Source organism: Rhodanobacter sp. OR87 (genome assembly GCF_000473345.1).
GTDB classification, from domain to species: Bacteria; Pseudomonadota; Gammaproteobacteria; order Xanthomonadales; family Rhodanobacteraceae; genus Rhodanobacter; species Rhodanobacter denitrificans.
In genome coordinates, this window is the sequence record NZ_AXBJ01000016.1 from 24,099 (window position 1) to 45,059 (window position 20,961).

Annotated in this window: 20 protein-coding genes; 6 read left to right on the plus strand and 14 right to left on the minus strand. The window is 70.2% G+C overall.

Annotated features, from left to right (window positions below; translation table 11 throughout):
• Position 1: 1 nt before the first annotated feature.
• From RHOOR87_RS0112895 to dinG, 6 genes are all read right to left on the minus strand, one after another.
• Entirely contained in the window at positions 2–403 is a 402-nt protein-coding gene (locus tag RHOOR87_RS0112895; RefSeq protein ID WP_007508729.1) for a YchJ family metal-binding protein, read from the minus strand.
• A 56-nt stretch (positions 404–459) separates the two neighbouring features.
• Positions 460–1,056: a DUF938 domain-containing protein gene (locus tag RHOOR87_RS0112900; protein ID WP_027485241.1), complete on the minus strand. Its 597-nt coding sequence runs from the start codon at positions 1,054–1,056 to the stop codon at positions 460–462.
• A gap of 13 nt (positions 1,057–1,069) precedes the next feature.
• Positions 1,070–1,267: a hypothetical protein gene (locus RHOOR87_RS0112905; protein ID WP_007508724.1), complete on the minus strand. Its 198-nt coding sequence runs from the start codon at positions 1,265–1,267 to the stop codon at positions 1,070–1,072.
• Between the two features lie 93 nt (positions 1,268–1,360).
• Positions 1,361–1,939, minus strand: coding sequence for an NnrU family protein (locus RHOOR87_RS0112910; protein ID WP_027485242.1), 579 nt, complete (start codon positions 1,937–1,939; stop codon positions 1,361–1,363).
• A 69-nt stretch (positions 1,940–2,008) separates the two neighbouring features.
• Positions 2,009–2,560 carry a HutD family protein gene (locus RHOOR87_RS0112915; protein WP_027485243.1) on the minus strand — a complete coding sequence of 184 codons (552 nt, stop codon included), beginning with the start codon at positions 2,558–2,560 and terminating at the stop codon, positions 2,009–2,011.
• A complete protein-coding gene (dinG, locus tag RHOOR87_RS0112920; protein ID WP_027485244.1) occupies positions 2,557–4,674 on the minus strand; it encodes an ATP-dependent DNA helicase DinG in 2,118 nt (705 codons plus the stop codon). Before dinG ends, RHOOR87_RS0112915 begins: the two co-directional genes overlap by 4 nt.
• A 205-nt stretch (positions 4,675–4,879) precedes the next feature.
• Here dinG and RHOOR87_RS0112925 point away from each other — a divergent pair, with 205 nt between their 5' ends.
• Complete coding sequence (locus tag RHOOR87_RS0112925) at positions 4,880–7,831, plus strand: EAL domain-containing protein (protein ID WP_027485245.1); 2,952 nt, start codon at positions 4,880–4,882, stop codon at positions 7,829–7,831.
• A 33-nt stretch (positions 7,832–7,864) separates the two neighbouring features.
• Here RHOOR87_RS0112925 and RHOOR87_RS0112930 read toward each other — a convergent pair whose 3' ends face one another.
• The 5 genes from RHOOR87_RS0112930 to RHOOR87_RS0112950 form a co-directional block, all read right to left on the minus strand.
• On the minus strand, positions 7,865–8,518 hold the full coding sequence (locus tag RHOOR87_RS0112930) for a DsbA family oxidoreductase (RefSeq protein ID WP_027485246.1): 654 nt from the start codon (positions 8,516–8,518) through the stop codon (positions 7,865–7,867).
• A 90-nt stretch (positions 8,519–8,608) separates the two neighbouring features.
• Positions 8,609–10,255, minus strand: a complete 1,647-nt coding sequence (locus RHOOR87_RS0112935) for an NAD(P)/FAD-dependent oxidoreductase (RefSeq protein ID WP_027485247.1) — start codon at positions 10,253–10,255, stop codon at positions 8,609–8,611.
• 168 nt (positions 10,256–10,423) lie between these two features.
• On the minus strand, positions 10,424–10,645 hold the full coding sequence (locus RHOOR87_RS0112940; RefSeq protein ID WP_007508709.1) for a hypothetical protein: 222 nt from the start codon (positions 10,643–10,645) through the stop codon (positions 10,424–10,426).
• A gap of 154 nt (positions 10,646–10,799) precedes the next feature.
• Complete coding sequence (locus tag RHOOR87_RS0112945) at positions 10,800–11,306, minus strand: DUF1993 domain-containing protein (protein WP_007508703.1); 507 nt, start codon at positions 11,304–11,306, stop codon at positions 10,800–10,802.
• On the minus strand, positions 11,303–12,589 hold the full coding sequence (locus tag RHOOR87_RS0112950; RefSeq protein WP_027485248.1) for a tetracycline resistance MFS efflux pump: 1,287 nt from the start codon (positions 12,587–12,589) through the stop codon (positions 11,303–11,305). The genes RHOOR87_RS0112945 and RHOOR87_RS0112950 overlap by 4 nt, the downstream gene beginning before the upstream one ends.
• Before the next feature lie 183 nt (positions 12,590–12,772).
• Here RHOOR87_RS0112950 and RHOOR87_RS0112955 point away from each other — a divergent pair, with 183 nt between their 5' ends.
• The gene (locus RHOOR87_RS0112955) at positions 12,773–14,503 is read left to right on the plus strand and encodes a peptidase M49 (RefSeq protein WP_015448866.1); all 1,731 of its coding nucleotides are present in this window, start codon (positions 12,773–12,775) and stop codon (positions 14,501–14,503) included.
• Positions 14,504–14,513: 10 nt separating this feature from the next.
• Here RHOOR87_RS0112955 and RHOOR87_RS0112960 read toward each other — a convergent pair whose 3' ends face one another.
• Positions 14,514–15,359, minus strand: coding sequence for an alpha/beta fold hydrolase (locus RHOOR87_RS0112960; RefSeq protein WP_015448865.1), 846 nt, complete (start codon positions 15,357–15,359; stop codon positions 14,514–14,516).
• Complete coding sequence (gene hemH / locus RHOOR87_RS0112965) at positions 15,356–16,411, minus strand: ferrochelatase (protein WP_015448864.1); 1,056 nt, start codon at positions 16,409–16,411, stop codon at positions 15,356–15,358. Before hemH ends, RHOOR87_RS0112960 begins: the two co-directional genes overlap by 4 nt.
• Before the next feature lie 97 nt (positions 16,412–16,508).
• Here hemH and RHOOR87_RS0112970 point away from each other — a divergent pair, with 97 nt between their 5' ends.
• From RHOOR87_RS0112970 to tatC, 4 genes are all read left to right on the plus strand, one after another.
• Positions 16,509–17,198, plus strand: a complete 690-nt coding sequence (locus tag RHOOR87_RS0112970) for a lipid-binding SYLF domain-containing protein (RefSeq protein ID WP_015448863.1) — start codon at positions 16,509–16,511, stop codon at positions 17,196–17,198.
• A gap of 63 nt (positions 17,199–17,261) precedes the next feature.
• Positions 17,262–17,498, plus strand: a complete 237-nt coding sequence (gene tatA, locus RHOOR87_RS0112975; protein WP_027485249.1) for a twin-arginine translocase TatA/TatE family subunit — start codon at positions 17,262–17,264, stop codon at positions 17,496–17,498.
• A gap of 27 nt (positions 17,499–17,525) precedes the next feature.
• Positions 17,526–17,969 carry a Sec-independent protein translocase protein TatB gene (gene tatB / locus RHOOR87_RS0112980; protein WP_027485250.1) on the plus strand — a complete coding sequence of 148 codons (444 nt, stop codon included), beginning with the start codon at positions 17,526–17,528 and terminating at the stop codon, positions 17,967–17,969.
• The gene (gene tatC, locus RHOOR87_RS0112985) at positions 17,956–18,714 is read left to right on the plus strand and encodes a twin-arginine translocase subunit TatC (RefSeq protein WP_015448860.1); all 759 of its coding nucleotides are present in this window, start codon (positions 17,956–17,958) and stop codon (positions 18,712–18,714) included. The genes tatB and tatC overlap by 14 nt, the downstream gene beginning before the upstream one ends.
• Before the next feature lie 21 nt (positions 18,715–18,735).
• Here tatC and RHOOR87_RS0112990 read toward each other — a convergent pair whose 3' ends face one another.
• Positions 18,736–20,910 (minus strand): primosomal protein N', encoded by a 2,175-nt coding sequence (locus RHOOR87_RS0112990; RefSeq protein ID WP_027485251.1) that lies wholly within the window; start codon positions 20,908–20,910, stop codon positions 18,736–18,738.
• Between the last annotated feature and the right edge of the window lie 51 nt (positions 20,911–20,961).

Here is a 20,961-nt window from a genome sequence, read left to right on the forward strand (position 1 = left end):
CTCAGCTCTTCAGTTCGCCGTCGTGGTAGTACCAGCGGCCGCCTTCGCGCACGAAGCGGCCGGTCTCGTGCTGGCGCTGCGCGCGGCCGCCGCCGAGGCGGTAGCGGGCGACGAATTCCACTGTGGCGTGGTCGTCGTCGAGGGCCTGCTGGCGGCGCACCTCCAGCCCCAGCCAGGTCGGCGGCGGTTGCTGCGCGGCCAGCCGCAGCGAGGCCGGGCGGGTGTCGGCATGCCAGCTGGTCAGCAGGTAGTCCTCGCGCTTGAGCACGTAGGCGCTGTAGCGCGAGCGCATCAGCTGTTCGGCGCTGGCAGCGGGTGCGCCGTCGTGCAGCGGTCCGCAGCACTGGCTGTAACCGGCCGGGTTGCCGCAGGGACAGGGGGTCAACGTGTCGATGGCCTTCATGCCGCCTTTGTACCCGGTTCGGCGCGGTTGTGCAGGCGTACCGTGCTGGCGGCGGTTCAGCCGTGCACGCGGCGCCACGCGCGGCAGCGGTTGTTGGCCGGCATCGCCGCGTCGTCGACCAGCGCGAAGCCCGCCGCCGCGGCCAGCGCGTCGACGGCTTCGGCGTCGCGGATGCCCATGTGCGCGCCGCGGGCCTTCAGCGATTGGTCGAAGGCGGCGTTGCTGTCGCTGCTGTAGCGGCCGTGCTCGTTGAACGGGCCGTAGATCACCAGCACGGCATCGCCGGTGGTGACCGCAGGCAGGCGCGCGAACAGCTGCTGCAGCTCGGGCCAGGCCATGATGTGCAGGGTGTTGGCGCTGAACACCGCGTCGAACGGGCCGCTCGGCCAGGCACCGCCGACGTCCAGTGCCAGCGGCGCCGGTGTGTTCGGCAGCGCCGCCTCGTCCAGCCAGGCGCGGATGCCGGGCAGGTATTCCGCGCGATCGGAGCTTTGCCAGTTCAGCTGCGGCAGCGCGGCGGCGAAGTGCACCGCGTGCTGGCCGCTGCCGCTGCCGATCTCCAGCACGCGCCGACGGTCGGCGAAATGCGCGCGCAGCACGCCGAGGATCGGTTCGCGGTTGCGCTCGCACGCGGGCGAGTGCGGTTTTTCCACGTGTCGGCGCGGCTCAGACCGGGCGCCCGCGCAGCACGCGCGCGGGCAGCATCAGCAGCGCGCCGAGGAAGGCGAACACGGCGCTCACCGTGATGCCGACCAGGCGTAGCGGCAGCAACAGCAGCCACACGATCGGGTACAGCACCAGCGCCAGCAGCGCGAGCGGCCAGCAGAACACCAGCAGCAACAGCCAGAGCAGGAAGGCGGCCATGCGGTGATCCTCGCGAAGGGTTGGACGGCGCCCACTGTAGCGCAGGCCGGCGCCGCCGCGCGGGTGACTCCCGACACCCCCGGCGGCCGCTGTTCAGCCCATCGGGCTCATGCCGATCAGCCACAGGTGCAGCCAGCGCGCGAACACCGCCCAGGCCACCACGCCGATCACCAGCGTGAGCGCGCTGCCGCGCAGCGTGCCGGCCGGATACCGCGTGCCCTCGCGGCGGTCGCGGCGGCGCGAGGCGACGAACAGCGCCACCGCCCACAGCAGGAACGCGCCGAACAGCAGCACGTCGTGCAGCATGCCGGTGGCCAGCAGATGACCGAACGCCCACACCATTACGCCGAGCAGCATCGGGTGGCCGAAGGCCGCCTTGAGATGGTTGTGCGGAACGTAGGCGGCAGCCACCAGCACGAAAGCGATCAGGGTGAACAGCGCGTTGGCGTGACGCAAGGCCAGCGGCGGCACGTACAGCAGCACGGCATGCTGGCGCGCCAGGCCGAAGCTCCAGCAGATCAGCGCAAAGCCGACCAGCGAGACCAGCGCGTACAGGCCTTTCCAGCGCAGCTCGCCCAGTCGCGCGCGCTGCCGGTTGCGCCAGCCGTCGGCGAAGATGCGCAGCGAATGCACGCCGAGGAACAACACGAGACCGAGGATCAGCACGGGCATGGTCGAAACTCCGGGGGACGGTGAGTGACAAGCGTACGGGCGTGGCGTCCGCCATCCTAGTGACAGCCGTCAGGCGACGTCCTCGACCCGCACGGCCAGCGCCAGCGCACCCGGCCGCAAGGTTAGCACCGCGGGCGAGCACCGCTGCCAGGCGTCGCCTGCCTGCAACGTGCCGTCGGCGCCATCGATCGTGCCGCGGGCGCAGTACACCAGCACGGTGGCGGCGTCGGTCGGGTATGGCCCGGCTTCGCGCCACACCTCGATACCGCCGCGCACGCGGCCGCGGCGCAGCATCAGGTTGAAGTCGCGGGTGGGCCCGCCGGCCAGCGCCACCTCCACCCGCGCTTCGCCGGGGAACGCGAACGGCGCGCACGGCGTGGTCAGCGCATGCGTGCGGCCGTCGTCCAGCGTCATCGTGAAGCCGGCGCCGTCCAGCAGCACGATCTGCCGGTCGATGCCGGGGAACGCGGAGAACGGTGCGGCGCTGTCCACCTCGGCCACGCTGACCCGCCACAGGAAATCGTCCATGCCCGCGCCAGCCGGTTCGATGGCGATTTCGCGGGTGCGGCCCAGGCCGTTCTTCCACGGCTGCGGGGGACAGTCGGCCAGACGGAGGATCATGCGCTTCTCTCGATGACGCGCCGGAACGGCGGCAGCGCCTTCAGCATGCCAGCGCCATAGCGCTTGGTGACCACGCGGCGGTCCAGCAGCACGATGCGGCCGCAGTCGCTTTCGTTGCGGATCAGGCGGCCGCAGTACTGGGTGAGCAAACGCGTGGCCTCGGGAACGCTGACCTCGATGAACGGGTTGCGCCCGCGCGATTCCAGCCACTCGGCGTAGGTGGCGCCGACCGGGTCGGTCGGCACCGCGAACGGCAGCTGGGTGATCACCACCGTCTCGCACAGCTTGCCGGGCAGGTCCAGGCCTTCGCCGAACGAGGCCAGCCCGAACAGCGTGCTGCCCTTGCCCGCCTGGACGTCGGCGCAATGCTCGGCAACCAGCTGCGACTTGCCCAGCGAACCTTGCGCGCGCACCTTGCGCACCTGCGCGATCGGCAGTTTCTGCAGCACGCGGTCGAGCTTGGCGCGCGAGGTGAACAGCACCAGGTTACCGGCGTCCCAGTCGAGGTGGTCGGCCAGCCACTCGCTGATCTCCTCCGCGTGCGCCTCGCGCGCGTCGGGCAGCGTGCGCATCGTGGGCACTTCCAGCCGCGCCTGCGCGGCGAGGTCGAACGGCGAGGGCAGGCTCAGCGTCACCGCGTCGTCGGGCAGGCCCACCGCATCGGCGAAGCCGCGGAAATTGCCGCCGGCGCTCAGCGTGGCCGAGGTCAGCAGCACGCCGCTGGCGTTGCCCCACAGCACCTCGCGCAGCAGGCCGGCGGCGGACACCGCCGAGGCGTGGCAGACCAGCTGCTGGTCGGCGCCCAGGGTGACCCAGCGCGCCGACGGCGGCGCGTCATCCGGATCGTCGGCTGACCAGGCGCGCCAGCAGGCCGCCTGCCGGCCGATGCGTTCCAGCGCGATGCCCAGCTCGCGCGACAGCGCCTCCTGAGTCGGCCCGCCGTCGGTCATCTCCACCACCGCGCGGCGCACCGCGCCCAGCCAGCGCTGCACCTCGCCGGTGAGCAGGCCGAGCACCCGCGCATGCTCCACCCACGGCGTGGGCAGCTGGCCGAGCGAGCCGCGGTACATCGGCTCGGTGTCGGCCGGGTCGGGCAGCCAGCCCAGGCGGATGGCCTTCTCCAGTTCCTCCAGCGCGTCGCTGAGCTCCTGCAGCTTCGCGTCGCCGGCGTCCAGCGCGAGCCGGCCCAGGGTCTCCTTGTCGGTCAGCGAGTAGGCCGCGTGCACCTGGCGGCCGAGCCGGTTCAGCTGGCGCACGCTGGCGCTCATGTAGACCTCGGCCGCGCCGCGATCGAGCGCCTTGCCGGGCAAGTGGTGGGCTTCGTCGAACACGTACAGCGTCTCGTCCGGGCGCGGCAGGATCACCCCGCCCCAGGCCGGGTCGACACCGCCATCGCCCTCGCCCGGCATGGTGAGGTCGGCCAGCACCAGGTCCTGGTTCGCCACGATGATCTCGGCATCGTCCACCGCGCGGCGCGCGGCGAAGAACGGGCAGGCCATGAACTGGCCGCACTTGCGGTTGGTGCAGCCGCCGGCGCTGGTGGTGATCATCGGCCGCAGCAGCTCGCTGACTGGCTCCGGCGTGCTGTCCATGTCGCCGTCCCACTCGCGGCGGTCGAACGCGTCGCGCAGCTTCGCCAGCGCCTGCTTGTCGCGCGGTTGCGGCGGCTTGCTCCACAGCATCAGGTCCGCCTCGAAACCGGCCAGGCCCAGCTGCGCGTCGTGGATGCTGTTGGCCGCCATCAGCAGGTTGCGCGGACACAGGTAGCGGCCGCGGCCCTTGGCCAGCGCCACCTTCGCCTCGATGCCGTTGAGCCTGAGGTAGAGCGGGATGTCGCGCTGCACCAGCTGTTCCTGCAGCGCCACGGTGGCGGTGGCGATCAGCAGTTTCTTCTTCTGGAAGCGCGCCACCGCCACCCCGGCGATCAGGTAGGCCATCGACTTGCCGGTGCCGGTGGGCGCCTCGATCACTGCCACGCCGCCCTCGGTGGCCAGCGCCTTGGCCACCTCGGCGATCATGCGTCCCTGCGAGGCGCGCGCACGGAAATCCGGCAGGCCGTCCTTCAGGCGCGTGTAGGCGGCGCGGATGGCGTCCTTGGTGGTGTCGGCGAGCATGCGGTGGATCGGGAACCTGTGGCGCGGATGACGCGAGGGGCAAGGCGGCGGCGAGCGTGGCGCCGGCTGGCAGGCGGCAGTTTATCGGTATTGCGCGTTCGCTCGCATGCAGGCAGGCTGGCGGCAGCCCGGCATCGCCATGTGGTCGGCAGGAGCGGTTCGCCCGATCGGCGAGGGGACGCCCGGGCAAGGGGGAAGCTCATCGATGAAGCATGCCGGTACCGTCGGGTCGATGTCGTACGAGGGATCGTTGCAGCTGGGCTGGCTGGCCCGGCTGACCGCCGCGCATGCGCCGGACGAGGTGGCCGGCGCGATCGCCGAGCTGGCGCGGGCCTTGCCGGGCTGTTCCGCCGCCTGCGTGGTGTGGGGGCTGGACGATGGCGCAACCTGGCGCAGCATGCCGCCGTTGCCGGCCGCGGTGGATGAGGCATGGCTGGCCGATGCCGTTCGCGCGACCGCCCCGCACCGGCACCCGGACGGATCGCGCGTGGCGGTCCGCCTGTGCGTGCAGCCGCAGCCGGCCTTGCTGCTGCTGCAACTGGACGAACCGGCGGCCGGCGGTTTTTTCGACGATCTGGAGGCGCCGCTGCGGCTTGCCGGCCAGCACCTGCGGCGCGCCCTGGAATGGGCCGAGCTGCAGGATTCGCACGAGCAACTCGAACGTTCCGAGGCGCTCCAGCGCGCGTTGTTCGCGATTTCCGACCTGGCCGGTTCCGAGCGCGACATGCCAGACATGCTGCGCGGCATCCACGCGATCGTCAGCACGCTGATGTACGCGGAGAATTTCTTCATCGTGCTGCATGATGTCGCGCGTAGCACGATCCGTTTCCTGTATTTCGTCGATGTCGAGTCGCCACCCCTGTTCGAGGTCGGCCGTGACCTGCCATTGAGCGCGATCGAGCACACGCTGACCTGGCACGTGATCAGCGATGGCAAGGCCCGCATGGGCGACGCCGAGGAACTGCGCAGCCAGGTGGCCGGGCCGGTGACCCTGATCGGTCCGGACAGCCACGACTGGCTCGGTGTGCCGATGCTGCGCGGCAGCCAGCCGTGTGGCGTGCTGGTGGTGCAGAGTTATCGCCCGGACATCGGCTTCACCGACGAGGACCTCGCCCTGCTGCAGTTCGTCGGCAGCCACATCCTCACCGCGCTGGAGCGCAAGCAGGGCAAGGATGAACTGGAGCAGCGCGTACAGCTGCGCACGCTGCAGCTGGCCGAGGCGAACCGCGGGCTGCAGCAGGAGATCGTCGAGCGGCAGCGCGCCGAACACCTGCAGGCCGCGCTGTTCCAGATCGCCGAACTGGCTACCGCGGACATCGACCAGGGCGCGTTCTACCGGCGCGTGCACGCGGTGGTGGGCGAACTGCTGAACGCGCAGAATTTCTTCATCGGGCTGCTCTCCGACGACGGCCGCAAGCTGAGCTTCCCCTATTCGGTGGACGCGGTGCTGGCGCCGCCGGCCGAACGCGTGCTGGCGCGCGGCCTGAGCGAATACGTGCTGCGCCTGGGCCGGGCGCTGCGGGTGGACAACGCGGACATCGAGGAACTGGAGCGGCGCGGCGAGATCGCGCCGGGGCGCATGAATTCCCCCGCGATGTACTGGCTCGGCGTGCCGCTGATCGTGGCCGACGAGGTGATCGGCCTGGTCGCCGTGCAGAGCTACCGTGCCGACGTGGTGTACGGCGCGGCCGACCAGGAACTGCTCAGCTTCGTCGCCTCGCAGGTCGCCAACAGCCTCACCCGGCGCCGCTCCGCCGAGTCGCTCAAGCGCGCCTATGAACAGCTGGAACAGCGGGTGGAGGAGCGCACGCAGGCTTTGCGCAAGGAAATCGGCGAACGCGAGCGCATGCAGGACCAGCTGCGCCATCAGGTCATGCACGACGCGCTGACCGGGCTGCCGAATCGCGGCTACCTGCGCGACCGCATCGAGCGCGTACTGGTCGCGATGCGGCGCGAGCCGCAGCAGCAGTGTGCGTTGCTGTACCTGGACGTGGACCGTTTCAAGATCATCAACGACAGCCTCGGCCACCTGGCCGGCGACGAGGTGCTGAAGGAGGTGGCGAAGCGGTTGTCCAGCTGCGTGCGCCACCCGGACCTGGTGGCGCGGCTGTCCGGCGACGAGTTCGCGATCCTGCTGGAACAGGACGACCTGCCGTCGGCGGCCACCGCCGTGGCGCAGCGCGTGCTGGACGCGCTGGACGCGCCGATGCCGGTCGCCGGCAAGGAACTGCAGGTGACCGCCAGCGTGGGTATCGCGATCGGCGACGGCCACTACGCGGCGGCCGACGAGCTGCTGCGCGACGCCGACATCGCGCTGTACCGGGCCAAGGAACTGGGGCGCAAGCGCTACGAGCTGTTCGACGAGCGGCTGGCGCAGACCGTGGTCGACGTGCTCGCGCTGGAAGGCGAGCTGCGCCAGGCGTTGCTGCATGGCCAGTTCGAGCCGTACTTCCAGCCGATCTGCGCGCTCGATGGCAGCCACCGCACGCTCGGCTACGAGGCGCTGCTGCGCTGGAACCACCCGCAACGCGGCGTGTTGCGGCCGGGCGATTTCCTGAAGATCGCCGAGGACAGCGGGCTGATCGAGACGATCGACTGGCACCTGTTCGAGCTCAGCTGCCGGCTGCTGCTGCAGCACGAACGCAACGACAGCTTCATGACGGTGAACGTGTCGGCGCTGCACCTGCGCCACGCGCATTTCGACCGCCGCCTGATCCAGTTGCTGGAACACATCGGGCTGCCGCCGTCGCGGCTGGTGGTGGAGGTCACCGAGGGCGCGCTGCTGGACAACCCCGAACACGTGCGCGCCACGCTGGAGCGCCTGCGCGCGATCGGCATCGGCGCGGCGCTGGACGATTTCGGTACCGGCTATTCCTCGCTCAGCTACCTGCACTCGCTGCCGCTGCGCATCCTGAAGATCGACCGCGCCTTCGTGCAGGAGCTGGACAAGGGCGCCAACACCTCCAGCACCACCGTGGTGGCGGCGATCCTGGCCCTGGCCCGCGCGCTGAACATCCAGGTGATCGCCGAGGGCATCGAGACGCCGGCCCAGCGCGATGCGCTGATGGCGATGGGCTGCGAGATGGGCCAGGGCTACCTGCTCGGCCGCCCGGCACCGATCGCGCAGTGGCGGGAGTCGCGCGCGGTCGACGCGTGAGCCGGGCCGCAGTTGCGGCGCGGCCGAGCCTGCCTAGCCGGCGGCGACGATCTGCCGCAACGCCTGCTCGAACGCCTCCGGCGGCTGCCCGCCGGAGATCAGGTGCTGGCCATTGACGATGGTGGCCGGCACCGAGTGGATGCCGCGCGAGGTGAAGAACTGCTCCTGCGCGCGCACCTCGTCGGCAAACTCGCTGCCTTCGAGCAACTGCCGCGCCCGCTCGCCGTCCAGCCCCGCTTCAACGGCCAGCCGCGCCAGCGTGTCGTGCGAACTCACGTCCTCGCCGTCGGTGAAATACGCGCGCAGCAGGATCCGCTTCAGCGCCAGCTGGCGCGCTTCCAGCCCGGCCCAGTGCAGCAGCCGGTGCGCGTCGAAGGTGTTGTAGACGCGGCTGCGCCGGTCCATGTTGAAGGCGAAGCCGAGCGCCGCACCGCGCTCGCGGATCGCCGCGCGGTTCGCGTCGATCTGTTCGGCGCTGCTGCCGTACTTGTGCACCAGGTGTTCGGTCGCATCCTCGCCCTCGAGCGCCATCTGCGGGTTCAGCTCGAACGGCTGGAAATGGATCTGCGCACTGACCTCGCCTTCCAGCTTCGCCAGCGCCTGCTGCAAGGACGCCAGCCCGATCGCGCACCACGGGCAGGACACGTCGGAGACGAAGTCGATGCGAAGCGGAACGGGCGTGGACATCGGGATACCTTTCGTGAGGCGGACAGCGTGGCTGCGCGGACCTGCTTGAAATATGGCCGCAACGCGGCGAATCAATTGCCGGCCGGAGTCTCAGTTTCCGGCGATGCTCAGCGCCACCGCCTCGGCCACCTTGATGCCGTCCACGGCGGCGGAGAGGATCCCGCCGGCGTAGCCGGCGCCTTCGCCGGCGGGGTACAGGCCGCGGGTGTTGAGGCTTTGCAGGCTGTCGTCGCGCTGGATGCGGACGGGCGAGGAGGTTCGCGTCTCCACGCCGGTGAGGATGGCGTCGGGCATGGCGTAGCCGCGCAGCTGCCGCTCGAACGCGGGTAGCGCCTCGCGGATCGCGGCGATCGCATAGTCGGGCAGCGCGCTGTCGAGGCTGCCGAAGGTCACGCCCGGCTGGTACGACGGCAGCACCTCGCCGCAGTCGCGCGAGGGACGGCCGGCGAGGAAATCGCCGACCCGTTGCGCCGGGGCGTTGTAGTTTTCGCCGCCGAGCACGTAGGCGTGGCTTTCCAGCGCACGCTGCAGGGCGATGCCGGCGAGCGGGCTGCCACTGTCATCGTAGGCGGCGAAGTCGGACGGCTCGATGCCGACCACCACCGCCGCGTTCGCGTTGCGCTCGTTGCGCGAATACTGGCTCATGCCGTTGGTGACGACCCGGCCCGGTTCGGGCGTGGCGGCCACCACGGTGCCGCCGGGGCACATGCAGAAGCTGTACACCGAGCGTCCGCGTCGGCCCTGATTTCCCTTGCCGTGGTGCACCAGCTTGTAGTCGGCCGCGCCCAGCATCGGGTGGCCGGCCTGCGGGCCGAAACGGGCGCGGTCGATCACCGACTGCGGGTGCTCGATGCGAAAGCCGATCGAGAACGGTTTGGCTTCCAGGTACACGCCGCGCGCGTGGAGCATCTCGAAGGTGTCGCGCGCGCTGTGGCCGAGCGCCAGCACCACGTGGTCGGCGCGCAGCTGTTCGCCGCTGGCCAGGGTCACGCCGCGGATGTGGCGTTCGCCGGCGGCGTCGGTGTCGATCAGCAGGTCGTCCACGCGCTGGCTGAAGCGGATCTCGCCGCCCAGCGCTTCGATCGTGGCGCGCATGTTCTCCACCATCGAGACCAGCCGGAAGGTGCCGATATGCGGCTTGCTGACGTAGAGGATTTCCTCCGGCGCGCCGGCCTTGACGAATTCGGTCAGCACCTTGCGGCCATGGTGCTGCGGATCGCGGATCTGGCTGTGCAGCTTGCCGTCGGAGAACGTGCCGGCGCCGCCCTCGCCGAACTGCACGTTCGACTCCGGGTGCAGTTCGCGCTTGCGCCACAGGTCCCAGGTGTCCTTGGTGCGCTCGCGCACGGCCTTGCCGCGGTCGAGAATGATCGGGCGAAAGCCCATCTGCGCCAGGATCAGGCCGGCGAACAGGCCGCACGGGCCGAAACCGATCACCAGCGGGCGGTGTTCGATCCGCGGCGGCGCCTTGGCCACGAAGTGGTAGCTGGTGTCTGGCGTGGGCTGCACGTGCGCGTCGTCGGCAAAACGCTTGAGCAGTTCGGCTTCGCGCGGGGTGTCGATGTCCAGCGCGTAGATCAGCATGATCGCGCCGCGCTTGCGCGCATCGTAGCCGCGGCGGGCGATGGTGCAGCCGGTGAGGGCGGCGGCGTCGATGTCCAGCCGGCGGAGGATCGCGGCGGTGAGCGCGGCCTCGCCGTGGTCGAGCGGCAGCCTGAGGTCGGTCAATCGCAGCATGGGAGGCCCGGAACGGTCGGTCGGCTGGAGTGGGCGTGGGCCCGGCCGACTATTGTCGATGCGACGGTGCGCAGCCGACAAGCGCGCCCGGCCTGCGACATCGTGTCCGGTTTCCGGCGGGCACCGGCGCCTGCGCGGCGCGGCCCCGGGGTGACACGATGCGTCAGTTCAGGCCGCCAGCATGGTCAGGATCTGTTCGCCGGTGGCACGCGGGTGCAGCAGCAGGTAGTGCGGGCGCATGCTGCGGTCGTGCCGGCGGGCGGCGGCGATGCACGGCTCACCGTCGGCGGCAATGACGCACAGCCGGGCCGGGCGGCGCCGGTCCCACGGGCGGCGGAGCACCAGGCCATGCTGCGGGCCGCCGACGATGATGCATTTGATCTGTTCCATGACGCTTGCTCGGAATGGGGGAGGGGACGGTGGAGGTGTCACTTCCCTGCAAGCAGAAGGCAGGCCACGGGGCGGCGGTCGAATGTGGTGTGCATCACACTTTGGCAATTCCGGCACGATGGCGACCCCCACGGGCCCCCATCGTGCCGCTTTGTCAGGCGTTGCCGATGAAGTCGGTTTTGCCGATGTCGGTGCCGGCCTCGCGCAGGATGTCGTAGGCGGTAGTGCAGTGGAAGAACAGGTTCGGCAGGGTGAAGTGCAGCAGATAGGCCTGGCCTTCGAAGTGCATCTCGCCGTTGCGCATCTTCAGGTGGATCGCACGGGTTTCGCTGCCGTCGATCTGTTCCGGCGTGAAGCTCTTGATGTACGCGATCGAGCGCTCGATGCGGCTGTAGGCCTGCTCCAGCGTGGTCTCGTTGTCCTCGAAGCTCTGCGGCTCCACGCCGGCCAGGCGGGCGGTGCCGCGGGTCGCCATGTCGCAGGCGATCTGGATCTGCTTGATCAGCGGCAGCATGTCCGGGATCAGCCGGGTCTGCAGCAGCACCTCGTCGCTGACATTCTTCGACCTGGCGTGCTGCTCGCCCTTCTTCAGCACGTGGGCGAGATTGCCCAGGGCGCGGACGCAGACGGGAACGGCGACCTGGTACATCGAAATGCTCATGGACGATCTTCCTGTGGTGGGTGAGTGGGTTCGGCGGGAGGGACGACGACCGGCGGCCGCCGCGTCACCCGAACCGCGATCAGCATGCCGACCAGCATCAGCGCGGCGGAAAGCACGAAGGCTACACCGGGCAGGTGCACCGACGAAGACGGCGCGATCGACAACGCGAACACCTGGGCGAACAGATACGGCCCGAAGATGCCGGCGAAACTGCCCAGGCTGCCGATCGCGCCCTGCAGCCGACCCTGCTCGGAAGGGTCGACCTGCTGGGTCATGATCGACTGGATCGGCGGCATCGCCAGCCCCCACAGCGCCAGCAACGGAATCCCGAACAGGAACGCCCAGCCCACGTCGGCCACGCCCATCACCAGGAACGCGCCCACGCCGAACAGCATGCCGGCCAGCAGCACGCGGCGTTCGCCGAAGCGCGGCGCGAGCCTGCCGGTGAGCACCGCCTGCACGAAGCCGTCGCAGGCGCCGACCAGCATCAGCACGTAGCCGACCGCCTGCGGGCCCCAGCCATAGCGGTAATCCGCGTACAGCACGAACACCGTCTGCAGCACGTAGTGCGCCAGGTAGACCAGGAACAGCACTACCGCCAGGCCGAGCACCTGCGGGTAGCGGCGCAGCAGTTTCAGGGAGCCGAACGGGTGCGCGCTGTGCAGTTCGAGCCGGGCCGTGCGGCGCTCCTTCGGCAGCGACTCGGGCAGGATGAAGCAGCCGTACAGGAAGTTGCACAGCGCCAGGCCGGCGGCCACCCAGAACGGCAGCCGCAGCGCGATGCCGCCGAGGAAGCCGCCCACGCCGGGGCCGATGATGAAGCCCAGCCCGAACGCGCTGCCGAGGATGCCGAATGCGGCGGCGCGCTTTTCCTTCGGGATCACGTCGGCGACGTAGGCATTGGCGGTGCTGAAGCTGGCTGCGGTCATGCCGAGCAGGATGCGCGCGGCGAACAGCAGCCACAGCGTGGGCGCCAACGCCAGCACCACGAAATCCACCGCCAGGCCCAGGTTGGAAATCAGGATCACCGGCCGCCGACCGTAGCGGTCCGACAGCGCGCCCTGCACCGGCGAGAACCCGAACTGCACGATGGCGAACACCGTGCTGAAGATGCCCACCCACCACGCCGCCTTCGCGATGCCGCCGCCGGCCAGCTGCTCGATCAGGTGCGGCAGCACCGGGATGATGATGCCGAACGCCAGCATGTCCAGCAGCACGGTGACGTAGATGAACGCCAGCGCGGCCCGGTGGCGTGGTGCGGAGGGAGGTGGCGACGGGACCATGGGCGTGGCGAGGCAAGGGGAGGGGCACGATAGCCGAATGGCGACCGCGCGCCATGTGCATTGGCTCGGCGGCGTCCGCCGGCCAGCGCGGCCACCGCGGCGTGGCGCACCCGATCCGTGGCGCGACCGCCGCCGGCACGTGCGGCGCGATACCATGGGCGATCCCTTCGCCGAGGAACCGCCATGCTCCGACGTCTGCTTCCCGTGTGCCTGCTGTTGGCGCTGGCCGCCTGTTCCTCGAACCAGGGGAGCACCGCCACGGCGCCGGTGTCAAAGGAGGAGCTGGCGCCGGCGCCGACCGCCAGCGCCGCCGTCGCGTCGCCCGCCACGTCGGCCGCCGACGCCGGCACCAGCGCCGTCGTGCAGCAGCGCCTGGCCGACTACGCCACGGTGAAACTCAGTGCCGACCTGTCGAAGTTCGATGCGCGGCAGAAGAAGATGATCGCGCTGCTGGTCGAGGCGGCCGACAGCATGAACGCGCTGTACTGGAAGCAGGCGTGGGGCGACAAGGATGCATTGCTGGCGAAGATCGCCGACCCCGCCACGCGCGAGTTCGCCGGGATCAACTACGGCCCGTGGGACCGGCTGGACAACGACAAGCCGTTCGTCGACGGCATCGGCGTGCGCCCGGCCGGCGCGCAGTTCTACCCGGCCGACATGAGCAAGGCCGAGTTCGAGAAGTCCACCCTCAAGGACAAGACCGCGCTGTACACCCTGCTGCGTCGCGACGCGCAGGGCCAGCTGATCAGCGTGCCCTACCACGAGGCGTACAAGCCCGAGCTGGCGAAGGCCGCCGGATTGCTGCGCCACGCCGCGAAGCTGGCGAAGGATGCCGGCTTCCGCAAGTACCTCATGCTGCGCGCCGACGCGCTGCAGAGCGACGACTACCAGGCCAGCGATTTCGCCTGGATGGACATGAAGACCAACCCGGTCGACCTCGTGATCGGCCCGATCGAGACCTATGAAGACCAGCTCTACGGCTACAAGGCCAGCTACGAATCCTACGTGCTGATCAAGGACCAGGCCTGGAGCAAGAAGCTGGCGCGCTTCGCGAAATACCTGCCCGAGCTGCAGCGCGAGCTGCCGGTGGCCGACAAGTACAAGGCGGAAAAGCCCGGTTCCGACGCCGACCTCAACGCCTACTTCGCGGTGTACTACGGCGGCGACGCCAACGTCGGCGCCAAGACCATCGCGATCAACCTGCCCAACGACGAGCAGGTGCAGCTGAAGAAGGGCACCCGCCGCCTGCAGCTGGAAAACGTGATGCAGGCGAAGTTCGACCAGATCATGCTGCCGATCGCGAAGGAACTGATCGCCGACGACCAGCAGAAGAACCTGACCTTTGATGCGTTCTTCCAGAACACCATGTTCCACGAGGTGGCGCACGGCCTCGGCATCAAGGAAACACTCGACGGCAAGGGCACCGTGCGCAAGGCGTTGAAGGACCAAGCCTCCAGCTTCGAGGAAGGCAAGGCGGACATCCTCGGCCTGTACATGGTGACGAAGCTGGCCGACAAGGGCGAGCTGGACAAGTCGAAGCTGATGGACAACTACGTCACCTTCCTCGCCGGCATCCTGCGCTCGGTACGTTTCGGCGCGTCCGACGCGCACGCCAAGGCGAACATGGTGCGCTTCAATTTCTTCAAGCAGCAGGGCGCGTTCAGCCGCGATGAGAAGACCGGCCGCTACCGCGTCGACTTCGACAAGATGACCGCGGCGATGAACGCGCTGTCGGCCAAGCTGCTGACCATCCAGGGCGACGGCGACTATGACGCCGCCCGGCAGCTCACCGACCGCATGGGCGCCGTCGACGCCGAACTGGCCGGCGACCTGAAGCGGCTCGACCAGGCGCATATCCCGGTCGACATCCGCTTCGAGCAGGGGCTCGACGTGCTGGGGTTGAAGCAGCCCTGAGGCGCATGCGTCACGTCGCCGCGTCGATCCACGCGGCGACGTCGGCCGGATGTTCGAGATGCAGGTGGTGGCCGCCTTCCATGTGGCTGACGGTGATGTCCGCCACGCAGGCAGCGCGCGAGTGCATCATCGGCGTGGGCAGGTAAGCCGTGGCGGGCCGCGCCAGCAGCATCGCGGTGGGGGCCGTGATGCCGCGTAGCAGGGCGTGCACCTGCGTTTCGGCCAGGCGCACGGCGCTGGGGCGGGTCAGCCGCGGGTCGCTGCGCCAGCGCCAGCCGCCATCGGCTTCGAGCAGGCCACGCTCGACGATCGGCCGCGCCAGTTCGGCGGGCAGGCCGCTGGCCATGCTGCGTGCGGCGGCTGCGTGGGCAACATCGCGGAAGATGCGCAGCGGCTTGCCGTTGCCCTCGCGCGGCGCCAGCGCGTCGCGGAAGCGCTGCAGCGTGTGCGCGCCGTCGTCGCCGAGCGGGCCGAGGCCCTCGATCAGCAGCAGGCACTCGATCCGTTCGGGCCGCGCCGTGGCGACCAGGCTGGCGATGCCGGCGCCCAGCGAGTGGCCGAGCAGGGTGTAGCGCTCCAGCCCGAGTGCGTCGGCGGCGGCCAGCACGGCCTGCACGTGGTCGACGTAGTGGTAGCCGGCACCGGCGGCGAGATGGCCGGCATGGCCGTGGCCGGGCAGGTCCAGCGCGATCACCTGCCAGCGTGCGGCCAGCCGCGGCGCCAGCTGCGCGAAGCTGCCGGCGTTGTCGAGCCAGCCGTGCAGCGCCAGCAGTGGCGGCAGGCTGTCTTCGCCCCAGATTTGCGCGGCCAGCGTCAGGTGGGGCAGCGCGATGCGGCGCTCGACCGATGCGCTCACGCGGCGGCTTCCGGCCAGCCGCCGAGGTGCCGGCGCACCAGCGCGGCGAGGCTGGCCACCTGTTCGGCGCTGTCGTTCAGCGCGGGGATGTAGCGCAGCGACTCGCCGCCGGCGGCGGTGAAGAAGTCGCGGTTCTGCATCGCGATCTCCTCCAGCGTCTCCAGGCAGTCCACCGCGAAGCCGGGGCAGGCCACGTCGAGCCTCTTCACGCCGTCGGCGGCCAGCCGGCGCACGGTGGCGTCGGTGTATGGCTGCAGCCAGCGCTCGCGGCCCACCCGCGACTGGAAGCTGACGATCAGCTCGCTCTCGCCCAGCCGCAGCCGCTCGTGCAGCAGTTGCGCGGTGCGCCGGCATTGTTCCGCGTAGGGATCGCCGAGTCGCACGTAGCGCTCGGGGATGCCGTGGAACGACAGCAGCAGTTTCTCGCCGCGGCCGTGCGCCGCCCACCAGCGTTCGATGCCGGCGGCCAGCGCCTCGATGTGGCCGGGCTCGTCGTGGTAGTCGTTGACGAAGCGCAGCTCGGGCGGCCAGCGCCGTTGCTTGCAGGCATCGGCCACCGCGTCGATCACCGAGCCGGTCGAGGTGGCCGAATACTGCGGGTACAGCGGCAGCACCAGCAGCCGGCGCACGCCCTCGCGCTGCAGCCGTTCGATCGTCTGTGCCACCGACGGCTCGCCGTAGCGCATCGCCAGCGCCACCCGCAGCGTGCCGGGGCGCCGGCGGTCGAACTCGGCCTGCAGCGCCGCGGCCAGCGCCTCGCTGCCGTAGCGCAGCGGCGAGCCGCGTTCGTCCCAGATGCGCGCGTAGGCGTGCGCGGAACGTTTCGGCCGCACACGCAGAATCACCCCATGCAGGATCAGCCACCACAGCCAGCGCGGGTAGTCGATCACCCGCGGATCGCCGAGGAACTCGGCCAGGTACGGGCGCACCGCTTGCGCGGTCGGCGCGGTCGGCGTGCCCAGGTTGACCAGCAGCACGCCAGCCTGAACGGGCTGAACGGCCGGCGCGTCGGAATCGTCGGCAACGCCGGTATAGTGGTTGCTGCGTGGCATCGTGACAGTCGTGGCTGCTGGAACCGTGCAGTCTGCCACAAGCCCGGCGCACCGCGTGGCGCCGCGCCTATCCCCCGAACCCGAGTGGAGCTGCCCCATGTTGAAGACATCGCTGCAACGTCTGCTGCTGACCAGCCTGGCCCTGCTGTTGCCGGCGATGGCCGTGCATGCCGAGGATCCGCCGCTGGTGCGCGCCACCAACGCCGTGCGCGTGATGAACGACATCATGCAGGCGCCGGACAAGGCGATCCCGAAGGACCTGCTGCAGAACGCCCGCGCGATCGCGGTGATCCCGGACATGATCAAGGCCGGCTTCATCTTCGGCGGCCGTCGCGGCGAGGGCCTGATCTCGGTGAAGAGCCCGAACGGCACCTGGTCCAATCCCAGTTTCATCACCATGACCGGCGGCAGCGTGGGCTTCCAGGCCGGCGTGTCCTCGACTGACGTGATCCTGGTGTTCCGCACCCAGCGCGGCGTGGATTCGATCGTCAACGGCAAGTTCACCCTCGGCGCCGACGCCTCCGCCGCGGCCGGCCCGGTCGGGCGCACCGCCAGTGCCTCCACCGACGCGCAGATGAAGGCCGAGATCTATTCCTACTCGCGCAGCCGCGGCCTGTTCGCCGGCGTGGCGCTGGATGGATCGGTCCTGCGCATCGACTATGATGCGAACGCTGCGGTGTACGGCGCCGGCATCACGCCGCGGCGCATCTTCGAGGGTGGCGTCAGCAACGTGCCGACGCCGGTGGTCGACTTTCGCGACCGGCTCGAAGAGTACACTTCACGCTGATACGGAAAGGCCGGCGCGCGCGGCGCGACGGGTTTCCGGCTTCGTCCGTTTTCGAGGTAATTCATGAGCATCTGGCATCTGATAATCCTGCTGGTGGTGGTGGTGGTGATCTTCGGCACCGGCAAGCTGCGCAACATCGGCTCCGACCTCGGCAACGCCATGCGGGATTTCAAGAAGGGCCTCAATGGCGACGAGGACGAGGCCAAGCGCAAGGAAGCGGAGCGTCTGCGCGCCGATCCGCCGGCGAGCCCTGCCGACACCACGACGCAGAGTCAGCGCGACTCCAGCGACGCGAAGTAAGCCGCGGGCGACGGGCAGGTTGCGGCGATGATCGAGATCAGCTTCGGCAAGCTGGTGCTGCTCGCGCTCATCGCGCTGATCGTGCTCGGCCCGGAGAAGCTGCCGGGCGCCGCGCGCACCGCCGGCGCCCTGCTGCGGCGCATGCGCAGCGGCTGGGACGACGTGCGCGCCGAGGTGGAGCGCGAGCTGCAGATCGAGGAAATCAAGCGCGCTGCGCGCGAGGCCGCGGCGAAGGCGGAAGCGGCGCAAGGCGAACTGGACGCCACGCTGGCCCAGGTGCGCGACCTGCAGAACGCCGCGTCACCGGTTGACGCGGCGGCGACAGGCGAGCCGTCCGCCGCGATCGCCGGTTCCGCCGCCGCGCCGGCGGCGACCGCGGCAGCGGAACCGGACCGCGCCACCGGCGACCTGTTCGCCGATACCGCCGTGGCGGCGCCGGGGCCCCGGGAGTCGCCACATGGCCACGCCTGAACCCGAGGTCGACCTGCAACAGGGCCTGTTCTCCCACCTGCTGGAACTGCGCTCGCGCCTGCTCAAGGCCAGCGCCACCGTGCTGGTGGTGCTGCTGGCGCTGGTGCCGTTCGCCAACCGCCTGTACACGGAACTGGCCGCGCCGCTGGTGGCGCGGCTGCCCCAGGGTGCGCACCTGATCGCCACCGAGGTGGCCAGCCCGTTCGTCACCCCGCTGAAGCTGGCCTTCTACGCGGCGCTGTTCATCAGCATGCCGATGATCCTGTACCAGCTGTGGGCCTTCGTCAGCCCCGGCCTGTACAAGCACGAGAAACGCCTGGCGCGGCCGCTGCTCGCCGCGGCACTGGTGCTGTTCTACCTGGGCTGCGCGTTCGCCTATTTCCTGGTGCTGCCGGCGGCGTTCCGCTTCCTCACCGCGATCACGCCGCAGGGGGTGGAGATGATGACCGACATCACCCACTACCTCGATTTCGTGATGCTGATGTTCTTCGCGTTCGGGCTGTGCTTCGAGGTGCCGGTGGCGGTGGTGATCCTCGCCGCGGTGGGCGTCGTCGACCTGGACAAGCTGCGCAGCAGCCGGCGCTATGCCATCGTCGGCGCGTTCGCGATCGCCGCCTTCATCACCCCGCCGGACATCACCTCGATGATCATGCTGGCGGTGCCGATGTGCCTGCTCTACGAATTGGGCATGCTGGCGGTGCGCTGGCTGGTCAAGCCGGGTTCGCTGAAACCGGACGCGGGCTGAGCGCGCTCCTGTCAAGCCAGTTCAGTACAGATCGATCGGATCGACATCCAGCGACCAGCGTACCTTCCGTGCCGACGGCAGCGCGATCAGCGCCAGCTGCCATGAGCGCAGCATGCCGTGCAGGGTGCGACGGCTGGCCGCCTCCAGCAGCAGCTGGCCGCGATGCCGGCCCGCACGCAACGGCATCGGCGCGGACATCGGCCCGGCGATCTGCAACTGCGCGTTGACCGGCAGCGCGGCGTGTGCCGCGGCGAGGAACGCATCGACCTGTTCGCGCTGCGGTGCCTCGGCACGCAGCAGCACCTGGTAGCTGTACGGCGGCAGCTGGATCAGTCGGCGCTCGGCCAGCAGCTCGCGCGCTGCGGCGGCATAACCGTGCGCCAGCAGGCTGCGCAGCAGCGGATGTTCCGGCTGGTGCGTCTGCAGTACCACGCGGCCTGGCTTGCGCGCGCGGCCGGCGCGGCCGGCCACCTGCACCACCAGTTGCGCCAGCCGTTCACCGGCGCGGAAGTCGATGCTGTGCAGGCCTTCGTCCACGCCGACGATGGCGACCAGGGTGAGGTTGGGCAGGTCGTGGCCCTTGGCCAGCATCTGCGTGCCGACCAGGATCGCCGGCTGGTCGTCCCGGAGCGTGGCCAGCAGTTGTTCGAACGCGTCGCGGCGGCGGGTGGTTTCGCGATCGACGCGCAGCACCGGCACCTGCGGGAACTGCGCGAGCAGCGCTTCCTCCAGCCGCTCGGTGCCCTGGCCCTGCGGCTTCAGGTCGCCGGCGCCGCAAGTCGGGCAGGCGGCGGGAACGCGCTGGCGATAGTCGCAGTGATGGCAGATCAGCTGGCGCCGACCCGCGTGCAGGGTCAGCGGCCGGTCGCAGCGCGGGCAGCCGGCATGCCAGCCGCAGGCATGGCACAGCAGCACCGGCGCGTAGCCGCGGCGGTTGCGGAACACCAGCGCCTGTTCGCCGCGTGCCACCGTATCGGCCACCGCGCCGAGCAGCGCCGGCGACATGCCGTGCTCCAGCCGCTGTGCGCGCATGTCGATGATCTGCACCTGCGGTGGCCGGATCGCGCCGGGGCGCGCGCGCAGATGCAGGGTGCGGTAGCGGCCGGCCTCGGCATTCGCCAGCGATTCCAGCGACGGCGTGCCCGAGCCCAGTAGTACCGGCACGCCGAGCGCGCGGGCGCGCACCAGGGCCAGGTCGCGGGCGTGGTAGCGGAAGCCTTCCTGCTGTTTGTAGGCGCTGTCGTGTTCCTCGTCGACGATGATCAGGCCGGCTTGCGGCAGCGGCGTGAACACCGCCGAGCGGGTGCCCAGGATCACCCGCGCGCTGCCGGCGCGGGCGCGCAGCCAGGCGCGCGCGCGATCGCCTTCGGACAGGTTCGAGTGCAGCACCTCGACGATCACCCCGAGCCGCTCGCGCAGGCGCCGCACGGTCTGCGGGGCAAGCCCGATCTCCGGCACCAGCAGCAGCGCCTGCCTGCCTTGCGCCAGCACCTGTTCGATCAGCGCCAGGTAGACCTCGGTCTTGCCGCTGCCGGTGACGCCATCGAGCAGGAACGGCTGGTACTGGCCGAGGCTGGCGCCGACGGTGACCACCGCCTGCTGCTGTTCGTCGCTGAGTTGCGGCGCCAGCGAGGGCGGCGACGAGCGATCGGGCGGCGGCCGTTCGCTCCGTTCGAGCAGGCCGGCCGCGGCCAGTCGGCGCGCCGCTTCGCGCCAGCCCGGCTGGCGCTCGCTCAAGTCCTGCGCACTCAATGCGCCGGCAGCCAGCAAACCCAGTAAGGCCTTGCTGCCGCCGCGGCGGCTGCCGGCATCATGCGCGCTGCGGCCGGCGCCGCTGAGCGACCAGTATTCGTCGCCGATCGGCGGCAGCGGCTTCGCCTCGCGCAGGGCCAGCGGCAAGGCATTGGCGTAGGCCTCGCCCGGCGCACCCAGCCAGTAGTCGGCGGCCCAGGCCAGGGTCTGCATCAGCTCGGGGTCGAGCAGCGCGCCGTCGTCGAGCAGGCGCAGTACCTGCTTCAGCCGGCTGCTGCCGACTGCCGCCTCGGCGTCGATCGCCACCACCATGCCGACCAGCTTGTGGCGACCGAACGGCACCAGCACCCGGCTGCCCACGCAGGCCGCGCCCACCGTCGGCGGCAGGTAGTCGAACAGGCCTGGCAGAGGGACCGGCAGGGCGACGCGAAGAACGGCAGGCATGGGTTACCTCGTGGCAGGCCAGTGTAACGGCCGCCTCCACGCGGGCCGCGT